This is a genomic window from Variovorax boronicumulans (genome assembly GCF_019352895.1).
Lineage (GTDB): Bacteria > Pseudomonadota > Gammaproteobacteria > Burkholderiales > Burkholderiaceae_C > Variovorax > Variovorax boronicumulans_A.
Window position 1 is genome coordinate 1 of sequence record NZ_JAAAFX010000009.1, and the last position, 21021, is coordinate 21021.

The following is a 21021-nucleotide window of genomic DNA, read 5'->3' on the forward strand; positions in this document are numbered from 1 at the left end:
CTGTGTGGAATCACTTCTACAACTGGCACCGGCCGCACCACGGCATCAATCTCGTGGCCCCCGTCTCGCGTCTCTCGATGTCTCGTAAGAACCTCTTGACACTTCACAGCTAGCTTCACTAGTCAAGTTCCTTCACCAGGTCGGAAGGTCGAACGCCAATGGCCTTGCATACGCTGACAAACTCGACGACATCGAGTTGGCGTTCGCCGTTTTCGTACTTCGACACGAACGACTGTGGGCGCTTCACGCGTTCAGCGACCTGAAGTTGCGTCAACCCTGCTTCGGCGCGCGCTTCCGCAAGTAGCCGGCGAAGCTTCTCGTACGGTGGAGATTGCAGGCCGCGCGACACGCGGGCGAACGTACATCCCGTTCCTGAATATCCCAATTCAGGATGTAATGGCGACAGTCCTGCTTAATCGAGAGGAGTTGGGTTGATGGATCAACGTGTGACATGGTGCGGCACCGCCGCGGTTCATGCGGCCTCCTGCGAGTCGATCCACTCCTGCACCTTGGCCCGGTTCCACGCCGTCACGCGTTCCGAGAACTTCACCGGCTGCACGAAGGTTCCAGCACGGACCTTCCGCCACAGGGTCGCGGCGCTGAAGGGGAGGATCATCAGGAGCTCGTGCTGGCGCATGTAGCCCTTGGGTTGCGCCAGTGCCGTTTGGGCGGCGCGCTTTTCGCTATTCATAGTCATCTTTCACCCGGCCCCGGGTTGAGGATGAATGTGTCTGGGTTTCCCCTGTAAGGTATTTTTGAGGCCGGTCTCTTCAACGCAGTAGCAAGGGGATCCCCACATCGGGAATCGCCAAAACTCGTGAAAACTCAGGAGAAACCGGTAGAAAGTCACAGTTGCTCTGCCCTGTGGTCGAAGTCGGTTCGCGTCCTTAGGTTCGTAGATCCGGTGCCTAGAATCGATGCACTGAGGTCGGAGAAGATGGCCGTGCCTGGGCGGCCGTCGAATCGGCGCGACCCGCACGGATGGATCGCCTAGGGGCGTGGCAACCGGTCGTCCTGTCGCGGGACGGGAGCGGCAATCCCACACAGAGCTGCGATGCAGGCAGAATCCCGCGACTATGGAGGTTCAGCCTTGGCACTGAAGTACGAAGAAGCTTACGAGTGGTACGAAGCGAAGCTCAATAATCGGGGATGGTCTGTATCGGCGTTCACGCCAACTGGCGATCTCGTCGTTAGCATCTGGACGACGCTGCTGACGCCTGGCACAGAAGCCGGTTCATTGGTCTATGAGGACGTTCTATCAACATGGCGCGGCAACGCGCACGGACGTACAGAACTGCGCAGACATCTGGAACAGGTGAGGGAGACCGGCAAGCGGATTCGGTTGATCGAGGCGATCCCGACGGGCACCCAAGCTGCGGCGATGGTCGGGGAGGTCGCCAATGAGGCCGGCATCCCCAAGACTTTCAGGATCCGGAGTGAGCTGATCGGCACGTTGGAAGAGTTCGATGGTGATCGGTTGCGGTACATCTTCCGAACCGAAGTCACTGGGACGCCAAATGAGGCAATCGAGCGATTCTGACTATCAGAGGACGCTGCGCGTCAGGCTTTCGCACCCTGAGGTTGGTGACCTTGGAGAGGGCTCGATTACCTTCGGGTACAGCTGCGTTCCGTGCCTCGTGCTCGACGGCTTTGGACACGGAATATCGTTAAGCGAGGCCCAACTGGCAGAGGGCCTGCTGGCGCAGGCGGACGACGGCACGCGATTGAGCCTGTTCAACTGCGATTGCAGCGATCGCACGCTTTTTCCTGCTTTCGTTATTGATCGTGAGATCAAGACTCCCGAGTTTCTGAGCTTCGAGGTGCGGTACTCGAATGTGTCAGAGTGGTTCTTCCAACAGATGGCTATCGAGGGCAACCCGGGCGAGAAGCTCGAATGGTGTAGCACGCCTAAGCCGCTTGTCGCGGAAGTCTCCGTGGCGGACCATCACTTCAGAGTATCTAGCTTCTACGTCGGAACCTTTGAGCACCAAGGAGAAGATCGAAATCTGCATCAGCATTTCGAGTTCCGCTTCACGGCGACGCAGGGCCATTTCTCGCTGTCCGAGGTCAGAGAACGCTCGCTGCGGTTCTCGAATCTTCTGTCTATTCTCCTGGGACATCACTGTTCAATCGTCTCGATCGACGTGTCTGCGAATGGCAAGCACAGCTCCCGATTGTTCTGTGCGCTCTTCAAGTCGCCACCTGACGAAGAAGCGTCGCAGGATGACCGAATGTCGTGGCGTAAGTTCTTCGCGCAGAAGAGCGACGTAGAGGACTGCTGGGATAACGTCGTCAACCAGTTCTTCCGCTCGGCCTATCAGGAGGTTATCTGGAGTCGAGTCGCTGGGATGCAGAACTGGGAAGGCTTTTGGGAGTATCGGGTCCTCGGCTACGTATCCCTCCTAGACAGCTACGTTTCGCAGACCTTCAAGAAGGGACCACCCACGCAGCCGACGAAGCGGCTCCTGCGTTTGGCGACGGAACTCAATGCTGTTAGGCCTCCGCTGAGCCCAGCGCAGCTAGCCGACGTGCTCAAAGCCGCAACACAAGTCTTCTCGAGTAATGACGCGTTTGCGAGCAAGTTCCAGGAGCTGATCGATACCCTCGACCCGGACGTTCTCAAAGTCATCAACCTGTCGCAAGCTGACTTCGAGACCATCAAGAAGCTGCGGAACGAGGTTGCGCATGGCCAGCAGCTGTCGTTTAAGGGGCCGGACATAACGCCCATTGAGGTAATCACTAACCGGATCACGCTGCTGCTGACCCATCTGTTCTTCATCGACCTCGGCTTAGGGCGGGATGTGTTTCTTGGGTGCCTCGCGAGGCCGCTCAACAAGCTGCGCATTGCTTCCGACGTCAATCAGGTGCACCTTGATCGGACACTCAAGCCAACGTCGTTCTTCCAGGTAACTTCGCAAGCATTGCAAGCGATACGACAGCGCTCGCGGCGGTTGCTCTGCTCGTGTTTCGTTCGCGACCGGAATGGCGCTATTTCGTACTCGGCTAGTCATTCTGAGGAGATCCAGAGCGCATCGCGCGCCTCCGGCAAGGTGCGCTACCACGAGCTTCTTTGCTTGCCCGAGGAGGCTGTCACTTTTGTGGGCGATGCGTACTTTGAGGACGGTGCGCAGATCGAGTCTATTCACTCTACAGTGCTGATCGATCTCGCTTTCCTGCCGAATTGAGATGGAGCGCCCACTGGGTTCGACCTGGGCGAACAAGGTGCGCCCGTCATCGCGAGCGTGGCAGGGTGGTGGATGAACTAAACTGCCTACTCGACCGAAGGTGTTGACCGGCAGTGCAGTTGGTAGAACCTGGCTTTTGGTTGAAGCCACCGTCGATTCGACCACAGAAGGCGGCTGCAAGCGCAAGAGGAGCAACAGGATGAGGTGCGACATTTACCGTCCGAAATCTCGGACGGATCTTTATTTGTTTGTCCCGAGTGGGACTCCGCTCCATTTGTTGGCGGCGGACGCGATTGCTCGCTTGGGCGACCTTGAGTTTGTTAAGGCCCGCGAGATCGACCCGGGTCAGAGCTTGGTTGGCGCGAGTGCCGACGAGATCATTGGCAGCATTTCGCGGTCCGGATTTCATATTCAGGGCGTCAAGGTATCCACGCAGGTATCTGAAGGTGGGGCTGCGATCGGGGGAGGGATTTTGGGCGCCAGCGTGGGCGGACCGGTAGGTGCGGTTATCGGCGCTCTGATCGGCCTAGCCGTTGCTGAGCACGCGAAAAAGGTACCCAGTGACCTTTGACCTGAACTTTCTTATGAAGGTGGGACCGGTCGGTGCAGGGCTCTTGGTCGCACTTGGCTACTGGTGCTACCGCGCGAAGAACCAGAAACGTACTTCCTTGGAGGACTTCTTCGTTGTAGGTATCACTGGAAGTTCTTTTCCATCCGGCTTTTTGTTCATCGCGGCGGCGTTCGATTCCACACTACTTGCCCGTGTTTCTGAAGCGCCTGTCTATATCGCGCTCGCAGGCTGTGCTGTGCTGTACATAGCAGGTAAGACCGTTCGCGAGAAGGCATCGGCCTAGCGATCTGGGAGGCGAGAGTCTCGCGCAGGCAAGGGGCTGCTGTGCGACCCGATGCTCGCTTTGCAGAGGAGAGCGCTGCCCAGTCGCTCATCAATTGGACCCGTTTCTCCAGCAGGTCCCCGCGCCGATAGGCCGCCTCGACCTTGTTACCCACGGCGTGCGCGAGCGCCATCCCGGCCACCTCGTTTGCGTACCCTGTCTGCTCGGCCGCCCAGTCCCTGAACGTCGAGCGGAAGCCATGAGGCACCGCGTCCACCTTCATCCGACGCAGTACGGCCGTCAGCGTCATGTCGCTGAGCATGCCACCCCTCGGTGCAGGGAACGCGAAGTCGCTATGGCTGATCTCCAGTTGAGCGCGCAGCAGCTCGACCGCCCGCTCCGACAGTGGCACCCGGTGTTCCTTCTTCGCTTTCATCCGCTCGGCCGGCACCACTCACAGCGCTCCGTCTAGATCGAACTCTGACCACCTCGCCCCCCGGACCTCGCCCGACCGCGCCGCAGTCAGGATCGTGAACTCCAGCGCCCGGGCGCCGACCCCCTCTGCCTGCCGCAGGCGGGCCATGAACTCGCCGATCTGCCGGTAGGGCAGGGCGCGGTGGTGGTCCGTCTTCGCGATCTTCCCGGGGGCCGGCAGCAGCTTGTCGAGGTGCCCCTTCCAGCGCGCCGGGTTCGGCCCCGAGCGGTAGCCTCGCGCCGTCGCCCAGTCCAGCACCGACTCGATCCGCCCGCGCAGGCGTGAGGCCGTCTCCGTCTTCTCCTTCCAGATCGGCTCCAGCACCTTGAGCACCTGCGGCAGCTCCACGTCGCGCACCAGCAGCGAGCCGATCTCCGGCTTCGCGTAGGTGTCCAGGGTGTTCGCCCACTGCTGGCGGTGCTTGGCGTTCTTCCACGAGGCCTCGTGCGTCTCGATGTAGAGGCTCGCCGCCTTGGTGAAGGTGATGGCCGCCGCCCGGGACGCGATCAACGCGCTGCGCAGGGACTTGCCTTCTTCGATCGGGTCGAGCCCGAGCTTCATCTGCGCTCGGGCAGCCCGAGCGGAGTCGCGAGCCTGCGCCAGCGTCACGTCGGGATAGCCGCCCAACCCCATGTCTCTGCGGATGCCGCCGACGCGGGCCCGGAGGACCCAACTGCGCGAGCCGTCTGCGTTCACGTTCATGCCGAGGCCGGCTACGCCGCCGACGAAGTTCATACCTCGCCGGGTGATCCGCGAGACCTCCAGTGCACCCATCTCCTTAGCCTTACCCATCTATAGCCCCATCGATAAAAATCGCCTTTGATCCAGCGAGTTTCACGAGGTTTCCGAGAGATGTACAGAGGCAGTCACGCGCGTGACTTGGCATGAGATGACTTGAAACTGTCCGTCGAATTTGGTGTGTTGCGTTGGTGCACCAAAAGGTCTATCAGTGTCTTGGTACGAGCTGAACTCGAAGAATCCTGTGGCGAAGGATGCTGGCGTATCTCCTGGGCGGCTATCGATCACAATTGGTCCATGTCCATGCAACAGTCAGGTCCAACATCACCCTCGACGATCGTCTCAGGGGAGCTTTTTAGTCGGGTGTACTTGCGGCCGGCAGAGTTGCTTGCCGATAGCGTGAAATTTCGTCTGCGCCTCGGTTCGTACGTTGCGAAGAACGCCACGCCTGACCTGTCAGAGCTTCGTGAATTTCTGCGCGTAGAAGGCGGTCTTTCAGTGCCCTACACCGGGTACGTGAACTATGAGCAGTTCTTCCAGAAACTGCCGATCGCTGATGTCTTAGGTGCCATTACGTTAATTTGGCGCTATCTAATTGGGAAACGTGGGGCGTCCTACCGCTTCCAGCCATATGACCGGCAGGCAGCTTTGTGGGTGGAATTCGTCGGCAGGACGTTTCTGGAGGAGAGCCTAGGGTATCGACTAGATGACCGGGCTGGCGTGCACTACTTCATAGACGCTGAGTTCGAGAATACGCGTAGTGCGTTGTTGTCTGGCCTTTCCGACAAGCGATACGCTGCCGTCAGAGACGCTCTGGAAAAAGCCTATAAGTACCTCGATGTGGCGCCGGGGGATACCAAGGCATCGGTTCGATCTGCCTTCGAAGCGCTGGAGATCTTGACGAGGCTAATGGTCCCGGAGGCACAGAATCTTAATAAAGGCATGATCGACAAGCGCCTTCGCCCGCTGGTAGTGACCTGTTATCCCCAAGCAACCGATCGGGCGATGGTTGAGAAACTGCTTGACGGTTTTGCGAGCTTTGTCGATAGCATTCACTTGTATCGGCATGGGCAAGGTGTGGAGGAGCCGATCGCTCCAACCCTTGAGGTGACTGTTTACGTGATTAGCCATGCGGCCGCAGCGTTGCGCTGGCTGATTTTTGCGGACCAAACGTTGTTGTCGGGAAGGTGAACGGAGGGGCCTTTGTGCCTGCTCCGGATGACCTCCCCATCGGGGTACCCATCTGGGCCTCTGCGATTAGGTGATATCACCTGAAGGTCGGTGAAAAGGTCCTTTGGTCGCCGATCATCAAAAGGCTACCCTCCGGTGAGTCGGTACGACACTATCTGCCAGCATCCGCCGAGTGGTCACACTCTCCGCCAACTTTTCCCGAAACCCCCAATGAAAACGGCCACCCTAGGGTGGCTTTTTTGTTTCTACCCCTGTCCTTACCGTTCTTCTAATCGCCCTAACGCTGATCGGTGAACCGCCCGGATTGCTTAGACACGTTTGAGCCGTCGGGAATGGCGTCGTCGAACGCTACGGGCGAAGGATCTCCGGCAGTGCCGTGGCGCCGGGGTAGGGCGGGCGGGGGCTCCGCCGCTGCGATCCCCGCTTTCAAGCCCCCGTCGGCGCGTCCCGCAAGGGCACCGGCGACTCCGATGCGAAGGTGTCGCCCAGGATCTGATTGCGGCCGCTCGACTTGCTCAGGTAGAGCTGGCGATCGGCATTGGCGATCCAGAGCTCGGCCGCCATGCCGGGCAGGCAGCGCGCGGTGGCGATGCCGATGCTGACGGTGACGTACGAGCTGACGGTCGACGACGTGTGCGGGATGCCCAGTGAATGCACCTGCGCATGTATTTCCCTGGCCACTGCCATGGCGGTGTCGGGGCCGGAGCCTGGCAGGACACAGGCGAATTCCTCGCCGCCGTAGCGTGCCGTCAGGTCGGAGGCGCGGCGCACCGCGCGGTTGAGCGCTGAGGCGACCATCGCGATGCAGCGATCACCGGCGGGGTGCCCGTAGGTGTCGTTGAACAGCTTGAAGAAATCGATGTCGAGCATGATCACCGAGAGCCAGTCGGACGTGCGCGCGAGCCGCGCCGTCTCCACGGCCAGGGTCTGTTCCAGCTGCCTGCGATTGCTCAATCCCGTCAGCGCATCGGTCACGGCCAGCTGGGCCAATTGGTCGCGCAGTCGCTTGAGTTCGATGTGGTTGCGCACCCGCGCCCGCAGCACGACGGGCTGGATGGGCTTGGTGACGTAGTCGATCGCGCCGAGCAGCAGCCCCTTCGTTTCCGCTTCCTGGTCGCTCAGGCCGGTGGTGAAGATGATCGGAACGTCGGCGAGCAGCATGTCGTCCTTCAGCATTCGGCAGACTTCGTAGCCGTCGATGCCCGGCATCAGCACGTCGAGGAGGATCAGGTCGGGCAGCACCGATCGCGCGACTTCGATGGCCTGCTCGCCCGAGGTAGCGAAGCAGATCTCGTAGTCGTCCTCCAGCGCTGCATTCATGATCTCGATGTTCGAGATCTCGTCGTCGACGACCAAAATCACGGCCCGCTCATTCATGGGTGCGTCCTGTGTGGGGGGGGGAATCACCGGGGAAGGCGCTCGCGCCCGCTCCCTGGTCCAGCAGCGCGAGGGCGCCGGCGTAGTCGAGTCGGTCCAGCGCGATCTTCACCGGATGCGCGAGCGCCGCTTCGGCCGACAGGCCCAGCGCCAGCGCGAGCTTGTCGAAGGACGCACGCGCGCCCAGGCTGCGGCGCTTGAGCGCCGTCCGCAGCGCCTCGCCCGCGCCTTCGACGGCCGCGCTGTCCGGTGCGGGTGCGGCAGCGGCCGGCACTGCGGCGGCCGGGGTGGATGGCGTCAGGCTGGCCGCCGCCGCGAGCGCAGGCGACAGCAGCCGTTCGAGCGCGTCGAGGCGCTCCTCGATGTCCTGCGGAGGGCTGCCGTCCGCCAGCAAAGCCTCGATGGCCGCGGCCGCGGCCGCCACGGTGCCGATCTCCAGCGATGACGCCACGCCCTTGAGCGTGTGGGCCAGGCGCCTCGCCTCGGCCAGGGCGCCTTGCGCGATCTGGCGGCGCAGCGTGGGCACGGCATCGGTGAAGCCTTGGGCGAAACCGACGATCAGCTTGCGCAGCAGGGGGCGCTTGCCGTTGACGCGCTTGAGCGCCGCGGGAATGTCGAACGGCGGCAGGCTGTCCGGCAGCGCGTCCACCGGGGCCGTGGCCGTGCCGGGCGCCGGTGCGGTCGGCGGCACTGCCGCGCCCTGTGTTGCAGGCGCCTTCAGCCAGCGGTCGAGCGTGCGAACCAGCAACGCAGGATCGACCGGCTTGGCGATGTGATCGTTCATGCCCGCCGCGAAGCAGCGATCGCGTTCCGCGGCATAGGCGTGGGCTGTCATGGCGATGATCGGCAGGCGCTCCGAGGTCCAGCGCTGGCGGATGCGGGTGGTGGCCTCGATGCCGTCCATCTCGGGCATCTGGACGTCCATCAGGATCGCGGCATAGCCCGCACTGTCCTGTGCTTCCACGCGCTCGCAGGCGATGCGCCCGTTCTCCGCGATATCGACCGCAAGGCCGGCATCGCCCAGCAGCTCGATCGCGATTTCCCGGTTGATGTCGTTGTCCTCGACCAGCAGCACGCGCAGGCCGCGCAGGGCCGCGCTCACCATGGGCACCGCGTGGGCCTCGTCCTGGATGGCGGCCTTCGCGGCGCCGCCCGGGGTGAACAGCCCGGTGATGGTTTCGAGCAGCACGTGCGGATCGACCGGCTTGACGAGAAACGCCGCGATGTCGCTGGCTTCGGCCTCGCTGCGGAATTCCTCGTGCCGGTAGGCCGTGACCAGCAGCACCACCGGCAGCCGGGTCAGCGTCGTGCTCGCGCGCATGGCCTTGACGGTCTCGATGCCGTCGAGCCCCGGCATCTTCCAGTCGATCAGGGCCAGGTCGTAGGGCTGGCCCTGGGCGCTCGCCATTTCGACGGCGCCCAGCACCTCCTCGCCGGAGGCGACCAGGTCCACCGCCATCGACCACGAGGCGAACACGCTCTGCAGGATCTCGCGCGAGGCCGGGTTGTCGTCGGCGACCAGCACGCGCAGCTTCAGGATCTCCGGCGACGGCTGCGCGAAGGCCGACAGGGCGGCCTCGTCGCTGATGCCCATGACCACGGTGAAGGAGAAGGTGCTGCCGGTGCCGGGATGGCTCTCGACCCGGATCGATCCGCCCATCAGTTCGACGATCTGCTTGCTGATCGCCAGACCCAGCCCGGTGCCGCCGAAGCGCCGGGTCGTGGAACTGTCGGCCTGGGTGAAGGAATTGAACAGGGAGGCCTGTTGCGCCTCCGTCATGCCGATGCCCGTGTCCTGGACGGACACGTTCAGGGTGACGTCCTTGTCGTTGCGGTCCAGCAGGTTGACCGACACCGTGACGGCGCCGCTGTCGGTGAACTTGACGGCGTTGCTGACGAGGTTCAGCACGACCTGGTTGAAGCGGAACTCGTCGCCGATCAGCGTGGCGGGCACGTCCTTGCCCACCAACGACCGGATCACCACGCCCTTGGCTTCCGCATCGACCGCGGCCAGGTGCAGCTGGTTGTCGAGCGAGGCCCGCAGCGTGAACGACCGGTGCTCCAGCGACAGCTTGCCCGCCTCGTTCTTGGAGAAGTCCAGGATGTCGTTGATCAGGCGCAGCAGCGCGATGCCCGCATCGTTGATCTTGGAGACATAGGCCTGCTGCCTCGGCGTCATGTCGGTGCGCAGCGCCAGATGGCAAAAGCCCAGGATCGCGTTCATCGGCGTGCGGATCTCGTGGCTCATGTTGGCAAGGAACATGCTCTTGGCCCGGTTGGCTTCCTCGGCCTCCTGCGTGCGCGCCTCGAGCGCGTCGTTCTTGGCCATGATCTCCGCGCTCATCGTGCCGATGCGGCCGAAGGTCTCGACCAGCATGTCGCTCAGCCAGACCAGCACCGCGGTCTGGAAGGCCACGATGCCCGCGTGAAGCAGGACCCGCATCAGGTTGCCGCCGCCGGGAAATACCGCATAGGGCAGCAGGAAGTCCAGCAGCAGATGGTGCAGGGCGATGGCGGACGCCGCGACGATGATCGCCCGCCGGTCGCACCAGGCGATCGTGAGCGCCAGCGTGGCGAAGAAGTACATGTGCATGTCGATCTGCCAGGACGAGCCCGACATCAGCGCCACCAGCAGCGCGGGCTCCCCCATTAGCGCCACCGCCGACAGGTAGCGTGTGGCCGGTGCGATGCCCTTGCGCCACCAGCTCAGGTGGTAGGCGCCGGCGAGCAGCGCGCCCGCCAGCGCCGCCCCGATGGCGGATTGCCCCGTGGCCATGGCCACGAACACCAGGATCGGCACATGCAGCCAGAACAGAACCAGCAGGAAGCGTCCGAAGCGTTCGCGCACCTTGTCGAGTTCGATCGTCATTTCGAGAGTTCCAGGGCCGGTGGTTGGAAGCCGAGGCAGCCCCGCAGCCGCAGCGGATCGAGCACGAGCCATGCGCCCGCACCATAGAGCGCGCGGACCGCATCGGGCCGCGTCGATTGAATGATCAGCAGGTTCGACGAGGCGCCGAAATCCATCACGCGGCCGTCGGCCGATTGCACGAGCGCCATGCTCTGGTCCACGCTGTACCAGGCCGGGGCGACGACGGCGAACTGGCCATCCTTGCCGGAAGGATGGAGCGTGACGGCAGCCAGTCCGATGAGCAATGCGAACAGCAGGCCGGCGGCCTGCCAGAGATCACCCAGCTTGAAACCCGGGTCGACGGAGCGAACGCCGAATTGCATGAGTCGCGGCGTGCTTTGGGGCGTCAGTGAATTTGGCACAGTCATGCAATACAAAAGAATTAATTTTTATTCTGTTCGCTGGATGGCGGGGCATGAAATTTTAATCGATCGTGAACTGGGAATGCCCCGATCGTGAATCGATTCGAAGTGCGAAATCGATTCATCGGGCTCGGAATGAGCGAGCTGTGATCGCCTGTCGCGGTGCCGGGAAATTCCCCGAGTGATGACGCTGTTGCCGAATTCCCGGTGTTTCCGATGGGTTGGGGGCGGGTCGCGAGCGACGGTCTTGCGAGACAGAATCGTACGCCTGGCCATCCGGCGGATGGACATCTGCCCACGCAGGGCCGACGTCCGATGACCCTCCATGTCGCCACGTCTGCCTCACCCAGGATCCGCTGATTCAAAATGAGCCGGATTGCATTTCACATGGGGCGGTCTTGGACAGAAATCACCGCGCTGAAGGAGCAATCTTTGTCGGAAATAAAAATTGGGGGGCTAAGTCACGGAGAAAGCCTGGAACTTGAAAAATAAGAATAGTTCAATTTCTGCGCGGATTCACCAGGGTTGGAGATCGCGAAATTCGACAGCCGGCCCCGCAAACATCCAATTGTGGAAGGTGGGGCGGAGGGCAGTGGCCGTATTGTTTTGACCCCAGCGCTTGGGTACGGCATGGGCCGTCGGACCGATGCGTTCAAACGCATCCATCGAGCCGAAGAATGAACCGTGCCTGAGGCGGCGGTTGCAGTCCCGAGAATCCCGCGATCTCGGCCCGGTGCTGCGCCATCAGGTATTGCACCGCCGACTTGGCCTGCATCGGTGTGGGCTCGTCCTCGGGCGCTTGTGCCAGGCGCATGTACGCGGTGAACTTGGGCCGGACCTGCGCGGCGCCTCCCAGCTCCTCTTCGAGGGTCAGGCCGTAGCGTTGCTCGGCGTTCCTTCGCTCATCGCTCGGCAGCTCCGGAAAATCGATCAAGGCAACGGTGTAAGTCATGCATCGGGAACCGACGCCATGTCGATGTCGGCACTCGCCATCTGCCCCAGAACTTCCATCGCGTCGAGCCGGGCGGCCTCCTCGCTGTCGAACGCGAGGGTGCTCCGTGCGAGAGGCGTCGCGTCGTCCGCCTTGAATCGCCAGGACCAGAGCGCGCGGCCGGTACTGAAAACTTCGATCACGTGAATCAGGCGCCCGGCGTACTCACTTGGTGGTGTAGCCGCCGTTGATCAGGATCGTCTGGCCGGTGATCCACCAGCCGTCGCTGACCAGGTGGCGGATGAACGGAACCACGTCTTCGATGTCGGTCAGGCCGGTCTTGCTGAAGGGCGAGAGCGCGGCCGCTGTCTTGTGATACGCCACCGCCTCCGGGCCTTCGGCCGGATAGAAGAAGGGCGTGTCCATCGGGCCCGGCCCCACGGCCGTGACCGAGATCCCGCGGGCACCGAACTCCTTGGAAGCCGCACGGGTGTAGTGTTCGACGGGCGCCTTGGTGCCAGCATAGGCGGCATAGAAGGGCGTGAAGGCGCCGAGCAGCGAGGTCACCAGCGTGCAGACCTTGCCGTCGTCGTTGACGTGCTTGCCCGCTTCCTTGAGGAAGAAGAAGGCCGCCTTCGAATTCACCGCCGTCATCTCGTCGTACTCCGCCTCGCTGATCTCGGCCAGCGGCTTCTTGAGCACCTTGCCGACGGTGTTGATGGCGATGTCCGGCCGGCCCACCGCGGCGATGGTGTCGGCGAACAGCTTCTCGACCGCGCCGGCCGTGCTCAGGTCGGCCTGGATGGCGACCGCCTGCGCGCCCGCGGCCTTCACCGCGGCAACGGTGGCGTCGGCATCCGCCTTGCTGCTGGCGCTGTTGTAGTGAATCGCCACGGCCCTGGCGCCGTGCCGGGCCAGGTCGCGGGCGATCAGTCCGCCCAGGTTCTTGGCGCCGCCTGCGATGAGCACGACTTTGCCTTGGATGGCATGGTCCGCCATGGGATCTCCTTCGATGGATTGAGCAGCCTTCAGTCTAGGCAGCAACGCACCGAAGGATCAGCCCGAAGAAGCTGGATAGATTGTCCAGAAAATCGTCCCAATCGAATGCACCTGCCGATGAATCGTCGCTGTGCTGCGGCCATCCGCATTGGTATCGGCGGTTGTCCGGGCCATAGGCGCCCCTACACTGTCGCCCGCCTGAATCAGGGACAACTCCGTCGAACAAGGAGCAGAAAGACAGCACAAAGATATGGACAAGCTCGACCAGTACCGCGTCTTCGTCCAGGTGGCGGAGATGGGAAGTTTCATCAAGGCGGCGCACACGCTGGCGTTGCCCCGTGCCTCGGTCTCTGCGGCCGTGCAGCAACTGGAGTCGCAGGCCGGCACCCGGCTGCTGCATCGCACGACACGGCGGGTCCACCTGACCAGCGACGGTTCGCAACTGCTCGAGCGTGTGCGCCAGTTGCTGGCCGATGCCGAAGACATCGGTGGACTGTTCCGGACCAGCCAGCACAAGGTCAGCGGGCGCCTCACCGTGGATGTCCCCAGCCGCATTGCGCGCCGCCTGATCGCGCCCGCGCTGCCCGGGCTGCTGCGGCGCCATCCCAGGCTGCTGCTCACGCTCGGGTCGACCGACCGGTCCATCGACCTGGTGCAGGAGGGCGTGGATTGCGCGGTGCGGATCGGCACGCTGCACGACAGCAGCCTGGCGGTGCGTCCGCTGGGGCACATCGCCTTGATCAACTGTGCCGCGCCGAGCTACCTGCATGAGCACGGTGTGCCGGAGAAGCCCGAGGACCTTGCATCCGGTCACTGGGCGGTGGGCTATGCCTCCCCGACAACGGGCCGGGAACTGCCCTGGGAGTACCTCTCGGATGGCGGGCAGGAGCAGGCGAGCAGGGTCGCCAGCCGGGTGATCGTCAACAACGCCGAAAGCTATATCGCGTGCTGCCGTGCAGGTGGCGGCCTGATCCAGATCCCGCGCTTCGACGTCCAGTACCTGTTGGACAGTGGCGAACTGGTTGAAGTGATGCCGGCCTTCCGTCCCGCGCCGATGCCGGTGTCCATGCTGTATCCGCACAGGCGCCAGCGATCGAATCGCCTGGCGTTGTTCGTCGAATGGTTCGGGGAGCTGATCCGACCGCACCTTGAACGCTGATGACAGCGATGCCCGCCGGATCGCATGGCCGATGCGGCGGCGAGGCCCCTGGGCGTCGGCCGGCATTCGACGGCGCACTGCCTGCATCAACGAGCCTTCAACGCAGCGGCAACCGCTTCGGCCGAATGAGGGGCCGGTCGGGCAATGCGTCGATGTGCCCATTCGGCGACGAGCAATGCCAGCGCGATGAAGGGCGCGCCGACGAGGCCGAGGGCGTGGCGATCGATCCCGGTGATCGCGGCGCCGCCGATCAGGCCCGACATCGACACGCCGATGTACACCGCGGTGGAATTGAGGCCCAGCACCAGCGGCGCCGCCGCCGGCGTGATGTTGATCAGACGGTGCTGCTGCGGCACCAGCAGGCCCCAGCCGCACAGGCCCCAGACGATCAGGGTGGGGACGGTCGTGGCAAGCGAGGCCGAACTCCACGGCAACAGCGCGAAGTCGATCGCGACGAGGGCAATGGCCACGTTGATGATGCGGCGGCTGCCGAAGCGGTCGGTCAGCCGGCCCGCCACCAGATTGCCGACCGTGGCCGCCACGCCCCACAGCAGCAACAGGCCCGCCAGCATGCGTGGGTCACCGCCGGTGGCGCGGTCGAAGGTCAAGCCGATGTACGTGTAGACCAGGAAGAGGCCAGAGAACGCCAACCAGGACGTCAGCAGCGTCAACAGCACGCGTGAATCGCCCAGGGGCGCGAGCCGCCGCGCCAGGCTGACCGGCGGCGGCGTCGGGATGGCAGGCAGGCGCCAGGCCACACCGATGGCGGCCAGCGCGCCGACGGCGGCGACGAACCACATCGTCGCGCGCCAGTCCAGCCAGCCTCCGATAAAAGTGCCGATCGGCGCGCCCAGCGCCGTCGCGCTGGACAGACCGGCGATGACGATGGCGAGCGCCCGGCCGCGTTGCTCCGGGGGCACCAGCGACGCACCGGCGGCCATGGCCGTCGGGCTGAACATGGCCGCACCGAGGCCCGCCAGCAGTCGGCTCGCCAGCACGAGCCCGATGCCTGGTGCCAAGGCGGTCACGGCATTCGCGAGGACGAAGATCACGAGGCCGGTGAGCAGCAAGCGCTTGCGGGGCCAATGCGCAGCGGCCGCGGCGATCACGGGCGACAGCAGCGCGTAGCTCAGTGCATAGAGGGTGACCATTTGCCCGGCCAGTGCGACCGACACACCGAGCGAGGCCGAGACCTGCGGCAGCACACCGGCGACCACGAAGCTGTCGGTGCCGATGGCGAACATGCCGCTGGCAAGAACGAGAAGGCGCTTGTCCATGAAGGACTCCAGGGAAGAGAGACCCGCGCCGGCGACGGCAGGGGTCGATTTGAAAAAGTTGCGTGACAAAACTATATTCCATTAAGTTGTGTCACGCAACTAATCGAACTATCATGGCGCCATGTACCGAAAGACTTTTGACGGCATGAACTGCTCGATCGCACGCGCGCTCGATCAGGTGGGTGAATGGTGGAGCTTGCTCATCGTGCGCGAGTGCGTGCTGGGAACGACGCGCTTCGACGACTTCCAGCGCCGCTTGGGCATTGCGCGAAACGTGCTGACGGCGCGCTTGAACAGCCTTGTCGAGCACGGCGTTCTGGTCAAGGCGCTGGCGGAGGGCAGCGAGCGCCGCAACGAATACCGGCTCACGGCAAAGGGCGAGGCGCTCTATCCGGCGCTCGTTGCGTTGATGCAATGGGGCGACGCCTGGTGCGGGAACGAAGTGCCTGTTCGACTGGTCGAGCACGCCAGCGGCAAGCCCATCGATCCGGTGAGCCTGCGCGTTGGGGCGCGCACGCTTGGGTTGCGCGACATCCGCCTTGAGCCCGGTCCCGATGCTTCTGCGGGGACGGTGGACACGCTCAAGGTCCGCAACCGAGCCTTCCTTGGGGTGGACTGAGCAGAGCTGCGTACAGATTCGAACGCCGCGAGCGACACTTCATGCCTGGATCGCCTCTTTAACGCACCAGCGCGGCTCTCTCTGCAAGGACGCATGCACCCGCGGCGTCGGCTCCTTCTGTTCGCTGGCACGGTATTCGCGCCCCTGCCGTATCTACGACATAGCCCTGCGCCTGTCCTTGTGGATGAGCGATAGGCCCTGCGCTGTCATCCATGGGGCGGATGCAGCAGGCAAGGCTCTGATCCACACAAGAATCACATGCGGCTCCGTGCGCCCGTTGCACGGCAGCGTCATCAAGCTGGCCTTCACCCTCGTACGCCTGCCAAGGGCTTGGCATCCTGTGATTCAAGCCGCCCGCGCAGCCAGGCCACGAACTCGTCGAGTTCTACCGGCAGGGTGCGCCCTGCGGCAGGCAAGGCCATCAGCGTGAAGGGCAATGGCACAAAGCCCCAAGGCGCCACCAGCCTGCCTTCGTCGAGTTCTCTTCGCACCAGCCTTTTCTCGACCAGTGCGACGCCCAGCCCAGACAGGGCCGCCTCGATGCAGAGGTGTGTATGGGGTAACGCGATCTGGCCGCCGGTTCCGATGTGGCGGCCGGTCTGTTGTTCCCAGTGGGTCCAGGCACTGGACGTGAAGTCGTGCGTGATGCGTGTTCCCGCCTTGGCCTTGCGCTGGTAGCCGGGCCTGCAGACGGGGCCGAAGGCGACGGGCGCCAGCGGGATGGCGCGCGCGCGGTCGGCCTCGGCGTACGAGCTCAAATCCCAGGCGATCACGAGGTCCGCGCCTTCGGTCCGGATCTCGCGCGCCGACGTCATGGAAAGGCGGATGCGAATGTCGGAGCGCGTGCGATAGAAGTCTTCAAGGTTCGGCACCAGCCAGCGCATGGCGAAGGTCGCGCTGCATGCCACGTGCAGGCCGGAGCCCCGCACCTGCGCTCGCAACCGCGCATAGCCGTGTTCGAGCTGTTCGAAGACCCCGCCCACCAGCGCATGCAGGTCTTCTCCGTGCCGGTTCAGCTTCAGGCCTGTGCCTTCCTTGTCGAACAGCGCCGCGCCGACGTCCTCCTGGAGCAGCTTCAGCTGGCGGCTGACCGCGCCGTGGGTGCGGTGCAGTTCCTCGGCGGCCCGGGTCACGGAACCGGTGCGGGCCGTGGCTTCGAAGGCGCGCAGCAAGGACAGGGGAGGCAGCGTGCGCACGCAGGATTCTTTCGTCAAAAAAACTGACACAGGGCGTCACGGAAATCGATTTTCAGATGCTATCCGATTCCGTAGATTTGGCTTCTCCAAGAGCTGTTGCGGATGAGGGCGAAGCTTCTCGACGCGCGGCTGCAAACCACAGTTTTGCCAGATTTTTTATCGAAGAAATCATGAAGATGAGCCGCATCACGCAGGTCGAAGGTTACGAAGTCATGGACAGCCGGGGCCATCCCACGGTCGAAGTGGAGATCACGCTGGACGACGGCACCCGGGGCCGGGCCATCGTCCCGTCAGGAGCCTCCACGGGGGCACGCGAGGCCGTGGAGCGACGCGACGGCGACCCGGCGAGGTACTTGGGCAAAGGCGTCCGGGCTGCGGTCGATGCGGTCAACACCGAGTTGCGAAGCGTGCTGCTGGGAATGGACGCGTTGGCCCAGCACGCCATCGACCACACCATGATCGAACTCGACGGAAGCGAGAACAAGCAGCGCCTGGGCGCGAACGCGATCCTCGGATGCTCGATGGCGGCCGCGCATGCCGCCGCGGCGTCCACGCGGACTTCGCTGTTCCGCTATCTGGGCGGCGTGCAGGCGGCGGTGCTGCCCGTGCCGATGATCAACATCATCAATGGCGGCGCGCATGCCGACAATCCGCTCGACTTCCAGGAATTCATGATCGTGCCGACGGGTGCGAGCTCGTTCGACGACAGCGTGCGCATGGGGTCCGAGGTTTTCCACACGCTGCGCGGCGCGCTCAAGCGTTCGGGCTTCAACGCCAATGTGGGCGATGAAGGCGGCTTCGCGCCCACGCTGCGGTCGGCCGAGGAAGCGCTGGACCTGATCGTCGAAGCGATCGCGGCGGCGGGCTACAGGCCCGGCGTCGACATCGCGCTGGCGATCGACCCCGCGGCCAGCGAATTCTTCAGCGACGGACGCTATGTCTATCGCGGCGAAGGCCTGGCGCGAAGCATCGAAGAGCAGGTCGACTATCTGGCCGGGCTGGTGGCCTCGTACCCGATCGTGTCCATCGAGGATGGCGCGGCCGAGAACGACCATGCCGGATGGAAGCTGCTGACGGCACGGCTGGGTGGGCAATGCCAGCTCGTCGGCGACGACGTCTTCTGCACCAACGAGCGGCTTCTTCTGGAAGGCATCGACGCATCGATCGGCAATTCGATCCTGGTCAAGATGAACCAGATCGGGACGCTGAGCGAAACGCTTTCCACCGTCCGGGCCGCGCAGCGTGCTTCCTACGGTGTCGTGATCTCCCATCGTTCCGGCGAAACGGAGGACGTCAGCATTGCGGACATCGCCGTCGCCACCAACTCCGGCCAGATCAAGACCGGTTCGCTGTCTCGCGTGGACCGGACCGCCAAGTACAACCAGCTGATTCGCATCGAGCGCGAGCTGGGCTCGCAGGCGAGCTTTGCCGGCGCGAAGCCGTTCGCGACGCGCGCTCGCGTGCGTTGACCGGGGGCGGTGCGCGGTCGCGGGATAGCGCAGTCGAACGCGACGCCGCATCCCATGCGGGGCAGCGCGCTTCGACTTGAATGCGGCCCGATGACTCGGGTACGCTTGTGGTCATGCTCAGCATTCACGCCGATACATCCCATGTGATCCAGCTGGCCGTGGGGCCCTCGTTCATGCTGGCGGCCATTGGCGGGACCTTGACCGTGCTCACGAACCGCCTGGCACGCGTCAACGACCGCATGCACAAGTGCCGCGACGAGCGCGATGGCGCGAGCCCGACCCGGTGCGGGGAGATCGATGGCGAACTGGCGACGCTCAACCGCCGGGCGAAGATTCTCAACGCCGCGGTGTCCACCGGCGCGCTGTGCGGCGTCATCGTCTGCCTGCTCATCGGATCGCTGTTCGTGGCGAACGAACTCACCTTGGCCTTCGACCGGCCGGTCGCCGTCCTCTTCGTGGTCGCCATGCTCGCGCTGATCGCCACGTATGGACTGTTGCTGGTCGAAGTCTTCGTGACGCAGCGCAGCATCAATCCCACGTAGCTTGCAAGGGGCGGCGCCAGGATATCGACCCCGGCGCGTGAATCGCCCCATCGCTTCGCAGAGGCGTCGGCAGGCGTCCATGAACGAAAGCCGATTGACAGCTCCCCGCGCGATACTCCGCGACCCGTCTGTCTGCGCGAAAAAGCAATGCAAGAAGCCACCGCCTCGATCTCCTCCGTCTCCCGCCGCGGCCTGCTGCGCCTGTCGCTCGGCGGCACCGTCATGGCCGCCGTTCCCGGCCTCGGCTGGGCCGCGACCGGCGCCGCTGCGCCGGCCTTCACCGATGGCCTGCCGCGCAGCCGCCCCGAGGCGCAGGGCATCTCGTCCGCCGCGATCCTCGCTTTCCTCGACGACGCGGAGCGCAGCGCGTTCGAGCTGCACGGCTTCATGCTGTGGCGCAACGGCCATGTGGTGGCCGAAGGCTGGTGGGACCCGTACAAGGCCGAGCGCCGCCACATGACGCACTCGCTCACCAAGAGCGTCACCGTGTGCGCGGTCGGCATGGCCATTGCCGACGGCAAGTTCGGGCTCGACGACAAGGTGGTGTCCTTCTTTCCCGAACACCTTCCGCCCGTGGTCAGTCCCAACCTCGCGGCCATGACCGTGCGCGACCTGCTGAGCATGCGCACCGGCCACGAGGCGATGGTGTCGGGCTCGGTGTGGCGGCAGATCCGCACCAGCTGGATCGCCGAGTTCTTCAAGATCCCCGTGGTCTACACGCCGGGCAGCAAGTTCGTCTACACCAGCGCGGCGACCTACATGCTGTCGGCCATCGTCACGAAGACCACGGGCCAGTCGGTGGCCGACTACCTCAAGCCACGCTTCTTCGAGCCGCTGGGCATCACCGGCTACGAATGGGACGTCGGCCCCGAGGGCATCTCGCCGGGCGCCAACGGCCTGAGCTGGAAGACCGTCGACTCGCTCAAGCTGGGCATCCTGCATGCGCAGAACGGCGTGTGGAACGGCCAGCAGATCCTCTCCCGGGACTGGGTGGATTCCGTGCACGCGCCGCACACCAAGGACAGGTACGGCTACCAGTGGTGGCTGGGCCCGCGCGGCGCCTACAACGCCGACGGCCTGTTCGGCCAGTATGCGGTGGTGTTCCCCGAGCAGAACGCGGTGCTCGCGCTCAACAGCGCGCTGCCGCCCAAGGCCGGCTTCAACGCGGGCCTGCTGTACAAGCACTTTCCGGCGGCGTTCGGCGACCGCATGCCCCCGAGCGACAAGGCCAACGCCGCGCTCCAGGCCCGCACGCGCACGCTGCAGCTGCTGCCGCCCGTGAAGGCCAGCAGTTCGCCGGTGGTGGCGAATGTCTCGGGCCAGCGCTACGACTTCCCAGAGAACTCCGAGAAGATCCGGTCGATGCGGCTCGACTTCAGCGCCGACGACTGCACCTTCACCCTGGACGACGAGCGCGGCACGCACAAGGTGCGGGCCGGCCTGCGCCAACCGGTGGAGGGCGACACCACCGTCACCGGCAACAAGCTGCACCACGAGTACCAGCCCGAGGTGATGCGCGTGGTGGCCAGCGGCGAGTGGCGCGATGCGCGCACCTTCGTCATGACCTGGACCTTCGTCGAGTCGGCCTTCCGCGACACGGTGGTGTGCCGCTTCGCAGGGCCCTACCTGCGCTTCGACCGCAGCGTGAACGTCAATTCGAGCGCGACCGAAATGCCGACGCTGACCGGGACGCGCGCGAAGGCCTGAGCGGTTCGTCGCAAGGACACGGCGCGCCTCGCCCTTCGATGCAGCGCGTTCCC

General features: G+C 64.1%; 21 protein-coding genes. 9 read left to right on the forward strand and 12 right to left on the reverse strand.

Features of this window, described 5'->3' with window-relative positions:
- Positions 1–118: 118 nt before the first annotated feature.
- Positions 119–349, reverse strand: a complete 231-nt coding sequence (locus tag K0H49_RS19270) for a helix-turn-helix domain-containing protein (protein ID WP_219215911.1) — start codon at positions 347–349, stop codon at positions 119–121.
- Positions 350–472: 123 nt separating this feature from the next.
- A complete protein-coding gene (locus tag K0H49_RS19275) occupies positions 473–691 on the reverse strand; it encodes a helix-turn-helix transcriptional regulator (RefSeq protein WP_257625018.1) in 219 nt (72 codons plus the stop codon).
- Between the two features lie 399 nt (positions 692–1090).
- Between K0H49_RS19275 and K0H49_RS19280 the strand changes: the two genes are divergently transcribed.
- The 3 genes from K0H49_RS19280 to K0H49_RS19290 all read left to right on the forward strand — a co-directional run bounded on the left by K0H49_RS19280 (position 1091) and on the right by K0H49_RS19290 (position 3756).
- Positions 1091–1540 carry a hypothetical protein gene (locus K0H49_RS19280; RefSeq protein ID WP_219215915.1) on the forward strand — a complete coding sequence of 150 codons (450 nt, stop codon included), beginning with the start codon at positions 1091–1093 and terminating at the stop codon, positions 1538–1540.
- Positions 1518–3185: an ApeA N-terminal domain 1-containing protein gene (locus tag K0H49_RS19285; RefSeq protein WP_219215916.1), complete on the forward strand. Its 1668-nt coding sequence runs from the start codon at positions 1518–1520 to the stop codon at positions 3183–3185. Before K0H49_RS19280 ends, K0H49_RS19285 begins: the two co-directional genes overlap by 23 nt.
- 136 nt (positions 3186–3321) lie before the next feature.
- Positions 3322–3756 carry a YcgL domain-containing protein gene (locus K0H49_RS19290; RefSeq protein ID WP_219215919.1) on the forward strand — a complete coding sequence of 145 codons (435 nt, stop codon included), beginning with the start codon at positions 3322–3324 and terminating at the stop codon, positions 3754–3756.
- 155 nt (positions 3757–3911) lie between these two features.
- Here K0H49_RS19290 and K0H49_RS30705 read toward each other — a convergent pair whose 3' ends face one another.
- Both K0H49_RS30705 and K0H49_RS30905 read right to left on the reverse strand, forming a co-directional pair.
- Positions 3912–4472, reverse strand: coding sequence for a tyrosine-type recombinase/integrase (locus K0H49_RS30705; protein ID WP_374122383.1), 561 nt, complete (start codon positions 4470–4472; stop codon positions 3912–3914).
- Positions 4473–5267 (reverse strand): tyrosine-type recombinase/integrase, encoded by a 795-nt coding sequence (locus K0H49_RS30905; RefSeq protein WP_307886077.1) that lies wholly within the window; start codon positions 5265–5267, stop codon positions 4473–4475. It lies immediately after the preceding gene.
- Between the two features lie 120 nt (positions 5268–5387).
- On the opposite strand from K0H49_RS30905, the gene K0H49_RS19300 reads away from it, so the two are divergent.
- Entirely contained in the window at positions 5388–6422 is a 1035-nt protein-coding gene (locus K0H49_RS19300) for a hypothetical protein (protein ID WP_219215921.1), read from the forward strand.
- 426 nt (positions 6423–6848) lie between these two features.
- Here the strand turns inward: K0H49_RS19300 and K0H49_RS19305 are convergent, their stop codons facing one another.
- From K0H49_RS19305 to K0H49_RS19330, 6 genes are all read right to left on the reverse strand, one after another.
- Positions 6849–7799 (reverse strand): diguanylate cyclase, encoded by a 951-nt coding sequence (locus tag K0H49_RS19305; RefSeq protein WP_219215924.1) that lies wholly within the window; start codon positions 7797–7799, stop codon positions 6849–6851.
- Positions 7792–10668 carry a response regulator gene (locus K0H49_RS19310; protein ID WP_219215926.1) on the reverse strand — a complete coding sequence of 959 codons (2877 nt, stop codon included), beginning with the start codon at positions 10666–10668 and terminating at the stop codon, positions 7792–7794. The genes K0H49_RS19305 and K0H49_RS19310 overlap by 8 nt, the downstream gene beginning before the upstream one ends.
- A complete protein-coding gene (locus K0H49_RS19315) occupies positions 10665–11030 on the reverse strand; it encodes a hypothetical protein (protein WP_219215928.1) in 366 nt (121 codons plus the stop codon). The genes K0H49_RS19310 and K0H49_RS19315 overlap by 4 nt, the downstream gene beginning before the upstream one ends.
- Before the next feature lie 691 nt (positions 11031–11721).
- Positions 11722–12021 carry a hypothetical protein gene (locus K0H49_RS19320; RefSeq protein WP_219215931.1) on the reverse strand — a complete coding sequence of 100 codons (300 nt, stop codon included), beginning with the start codon at positions 12019–12021 and terminating at the stop codon, positions 11722–11724.
- Entirely contained in the window at positions 12018–12203 is a 186-nt protein-coding gene (locus K0H49_RS19325) for a hypothetical protein (RefSeq protein ID WP_219215932.1), read from the reverse strand. The genes K0H49_RS19320 and K0H49_RS19325 overlap by 4 nt, the downstream gene beginning before the upstream one ends.
- A 22-nt stretch (positions 12204–12225) precedes the next feature.
- The gene (locus K0H49_RS19330) at positions 12226–12999 is read right to left on the reverse strand and encodes an SDR family oxidoreductase (RefSeq protein ID WP_219215934.1); all 774 of its coding nucleotides are present in this window, start codon (positions 12997–12999) and stop codon (positions 12226–12228) included.
- A 250-nt stretch (positions 13000–13249) separates the two neighbouring features.
- Between K0H49_RS19330 and K0H49_RS19335 the strand changes: the two genes are divergently transcribed.
- Positions 13250–14158, forward strand: a complete 909-nt coding sequence (locus tag K0H49_RS19335) for a LysR family transcriptional regulator (RefSeq protein WP_219215937.1) — start codon at positions 13250–13252, stop codon at positions 14156–14158.
- Positions 14159–14244: 86 nt separating this feature from the next.
- On the opposite strand, the gene K0H49_RS19340 is transcribed toward K0H49_RS19335, so the two are convergent.
- Entirely contained in the window at positions 14245–15435 is a 1191-nt protein-coding gene (locus K0H49_RS19340; RefSeq protein WP_219215939.1) for an MFS transporter, read from the reverse strand.
- 121 nt (positions 15436–15556) lie between these two features.
- On the opposite strand from K0H49_RS19340, the gene K0H49_RS19345 reads away from it, so the two are divergent.
- A complete protein-coding gene (locus tag K0H49_RS19345) occupies positions 15557–16054 on the forward strand; it encodes a winged helix-turn-helix transcriptional regulator (protein ID WP_257625019.1) in 498 nt (165 codons plus the stop codon).
- A 305-nt stretch (positions 16055–16359) separates the two neighbouring features.
- On the opposite strand, the gene K0H49_RS19350 is transcribed toward K0H49_RS19345, so the two are convergent.
- Positions 16360–17250 (reverse strand): LysR substrate-binding domain-containing protein, encoded by an 891-nt coding sequence (locus K0H49_RS19350; protein ID WP_219215941.1) that lies wholly within the window; start codon positions 17248–17250, stop codon positions 16360–16362.
- Positions 17251–17426: 176 nt separating this feature from the next.
- Between K0H49_RS19350 and eno the strand changes: the two genes are divergently transcribed.
- The 3 genes from eno (at position 17427) to K0H49_RS19365 (ending at position 20968) form a co-directional block, all read left to right on the forward strand.
- Positions 17427–18719: a phosphopyruvate hydratase gene (gene eno / locus K0H49_RS19355; RefSeq protein ID WP_219215943.1), complete on the forward strand. Its 1293-nt coding sequence runs from the start codon at positions 17427–17429 to the stop codon at positions 18717–18719.
- Positions 18720–18832: 113 nt separating this feature from the next.
- Entirely contained in the window at positions 18833–19261 is a 429-nt protein-coding gene (locus K0H49_RS19360; protein WP_219215945.1) for a DUF2721 domain-containing protein, read from the forward strand.
- Positions 19262–19408: 147 nt separating this feature from the next.
- Positions 19409–20968: a serine hydrolase domain-containing protein gene (locus K0H49_RS19365; protein ID WP_219215947.1), complete on the forward strand. Its 1560-nt coding sequence runs from the start codon at positions 19409–19411 to the stop codon at positions 20966–20968.
- Positions 20969–21021 lie beyond the last annotated feature (53 nt).

Coding starts and splice junctions, on each gene's coding strand:
- K0H49_RS19360 (WP_219215945.1), top strand. CDS start 18,833: ATGCTCAGCATTCACGCCGATACATCCCATGTGATCCAGCTGGCCGTG.
- K0H49_RS19275 (WP_257625018.1), bottom strand. CDS start 691: ATGAATAGCGAAAAGCGCGCCGCCCAAACGGCACTGGCGCAACCCAAG.
- eno (WP_219215943.1), top strand. CDS start 17,427: ATGAGCCGCATCACGCAGGTCGAAGGTTACGAAGTCATGGACAGCCGG.
- K0H49_RS19335 (WP_219215937.1), top strand. CDS start 13,250: ATGGACAAGCTCGACCAGTACCGCGTCTTCGTCCAGGTGGCGGAGATG.
- K0H49_RS19345 (WP_257625019.1), top strand. CDS start 15,557: ATGTACCGAAAGACTTTTGACGGCATGAACTGCTCGATCGCACGCGCG.
- K0H49_RS19305 (WP_219215924.1), bottom strand. CDS start 7,799: ATGAATGAGCGGGCCGTGATTTTGGTCGTCGACGACGAGATCTCGAAC.
- K0H49_RS19330 (WP_219215934.1), bottom strand. CDS start 12,999: ATGGCGGACCATGCCATCCAAGGCAAAGTCGTGCTCATCGCAGGCGGC.
- K0H49_RS19320 (WP_219215931.1), bottom strand. CDS start 12,021: ATGACTTACACCGTTGCCTTGATCGATTTTCCGGAGCTGCCGAGCGAT.
- K0H49_RS19315 (WP_219215928.1), bottom strand. CDS start 11,030: ATGCAATTCGGCGTTCGCTCCGTCGACCCGGGTTTCAAGCTGGGTGAT.
- K0H49_RS30905 (WP_307886077.1), bottom strand. CDS start 5,267: ATGGGTGCACTGGAGGTCTCGCGGATCACCCGGCGAGGTATGAACTTC.
- K0H49_RS19340 (WP_219215939.1), bottom strand. CDS start 15,435: ATGGACAAGCGCCTTCTCGTTCTTGCCAGCGGCATGTTCGCCATCGGC.
- K0H49_RS19310 (WP_219215926.1), bottom strand. CDS start 10,668: ATGACGATCGAACTCGACAAGGTGCGCGAACGCTTCGGACGCTTCCTG.
- K0H49_RS19365 (WP_219215947.1), top strand. CDS start 19,409: ATGCAAGAAGCCACCGCCTCGATCTCCTCCGTCTCCCGCCGCGGCCTG.
- K0H49_RS19285 (WP_219215916.1), top strand. CDS start 1,518: ATGAGGCAATCGAGCGATTCTGACTATCAGAGGACGCTGCGCGTCAGG.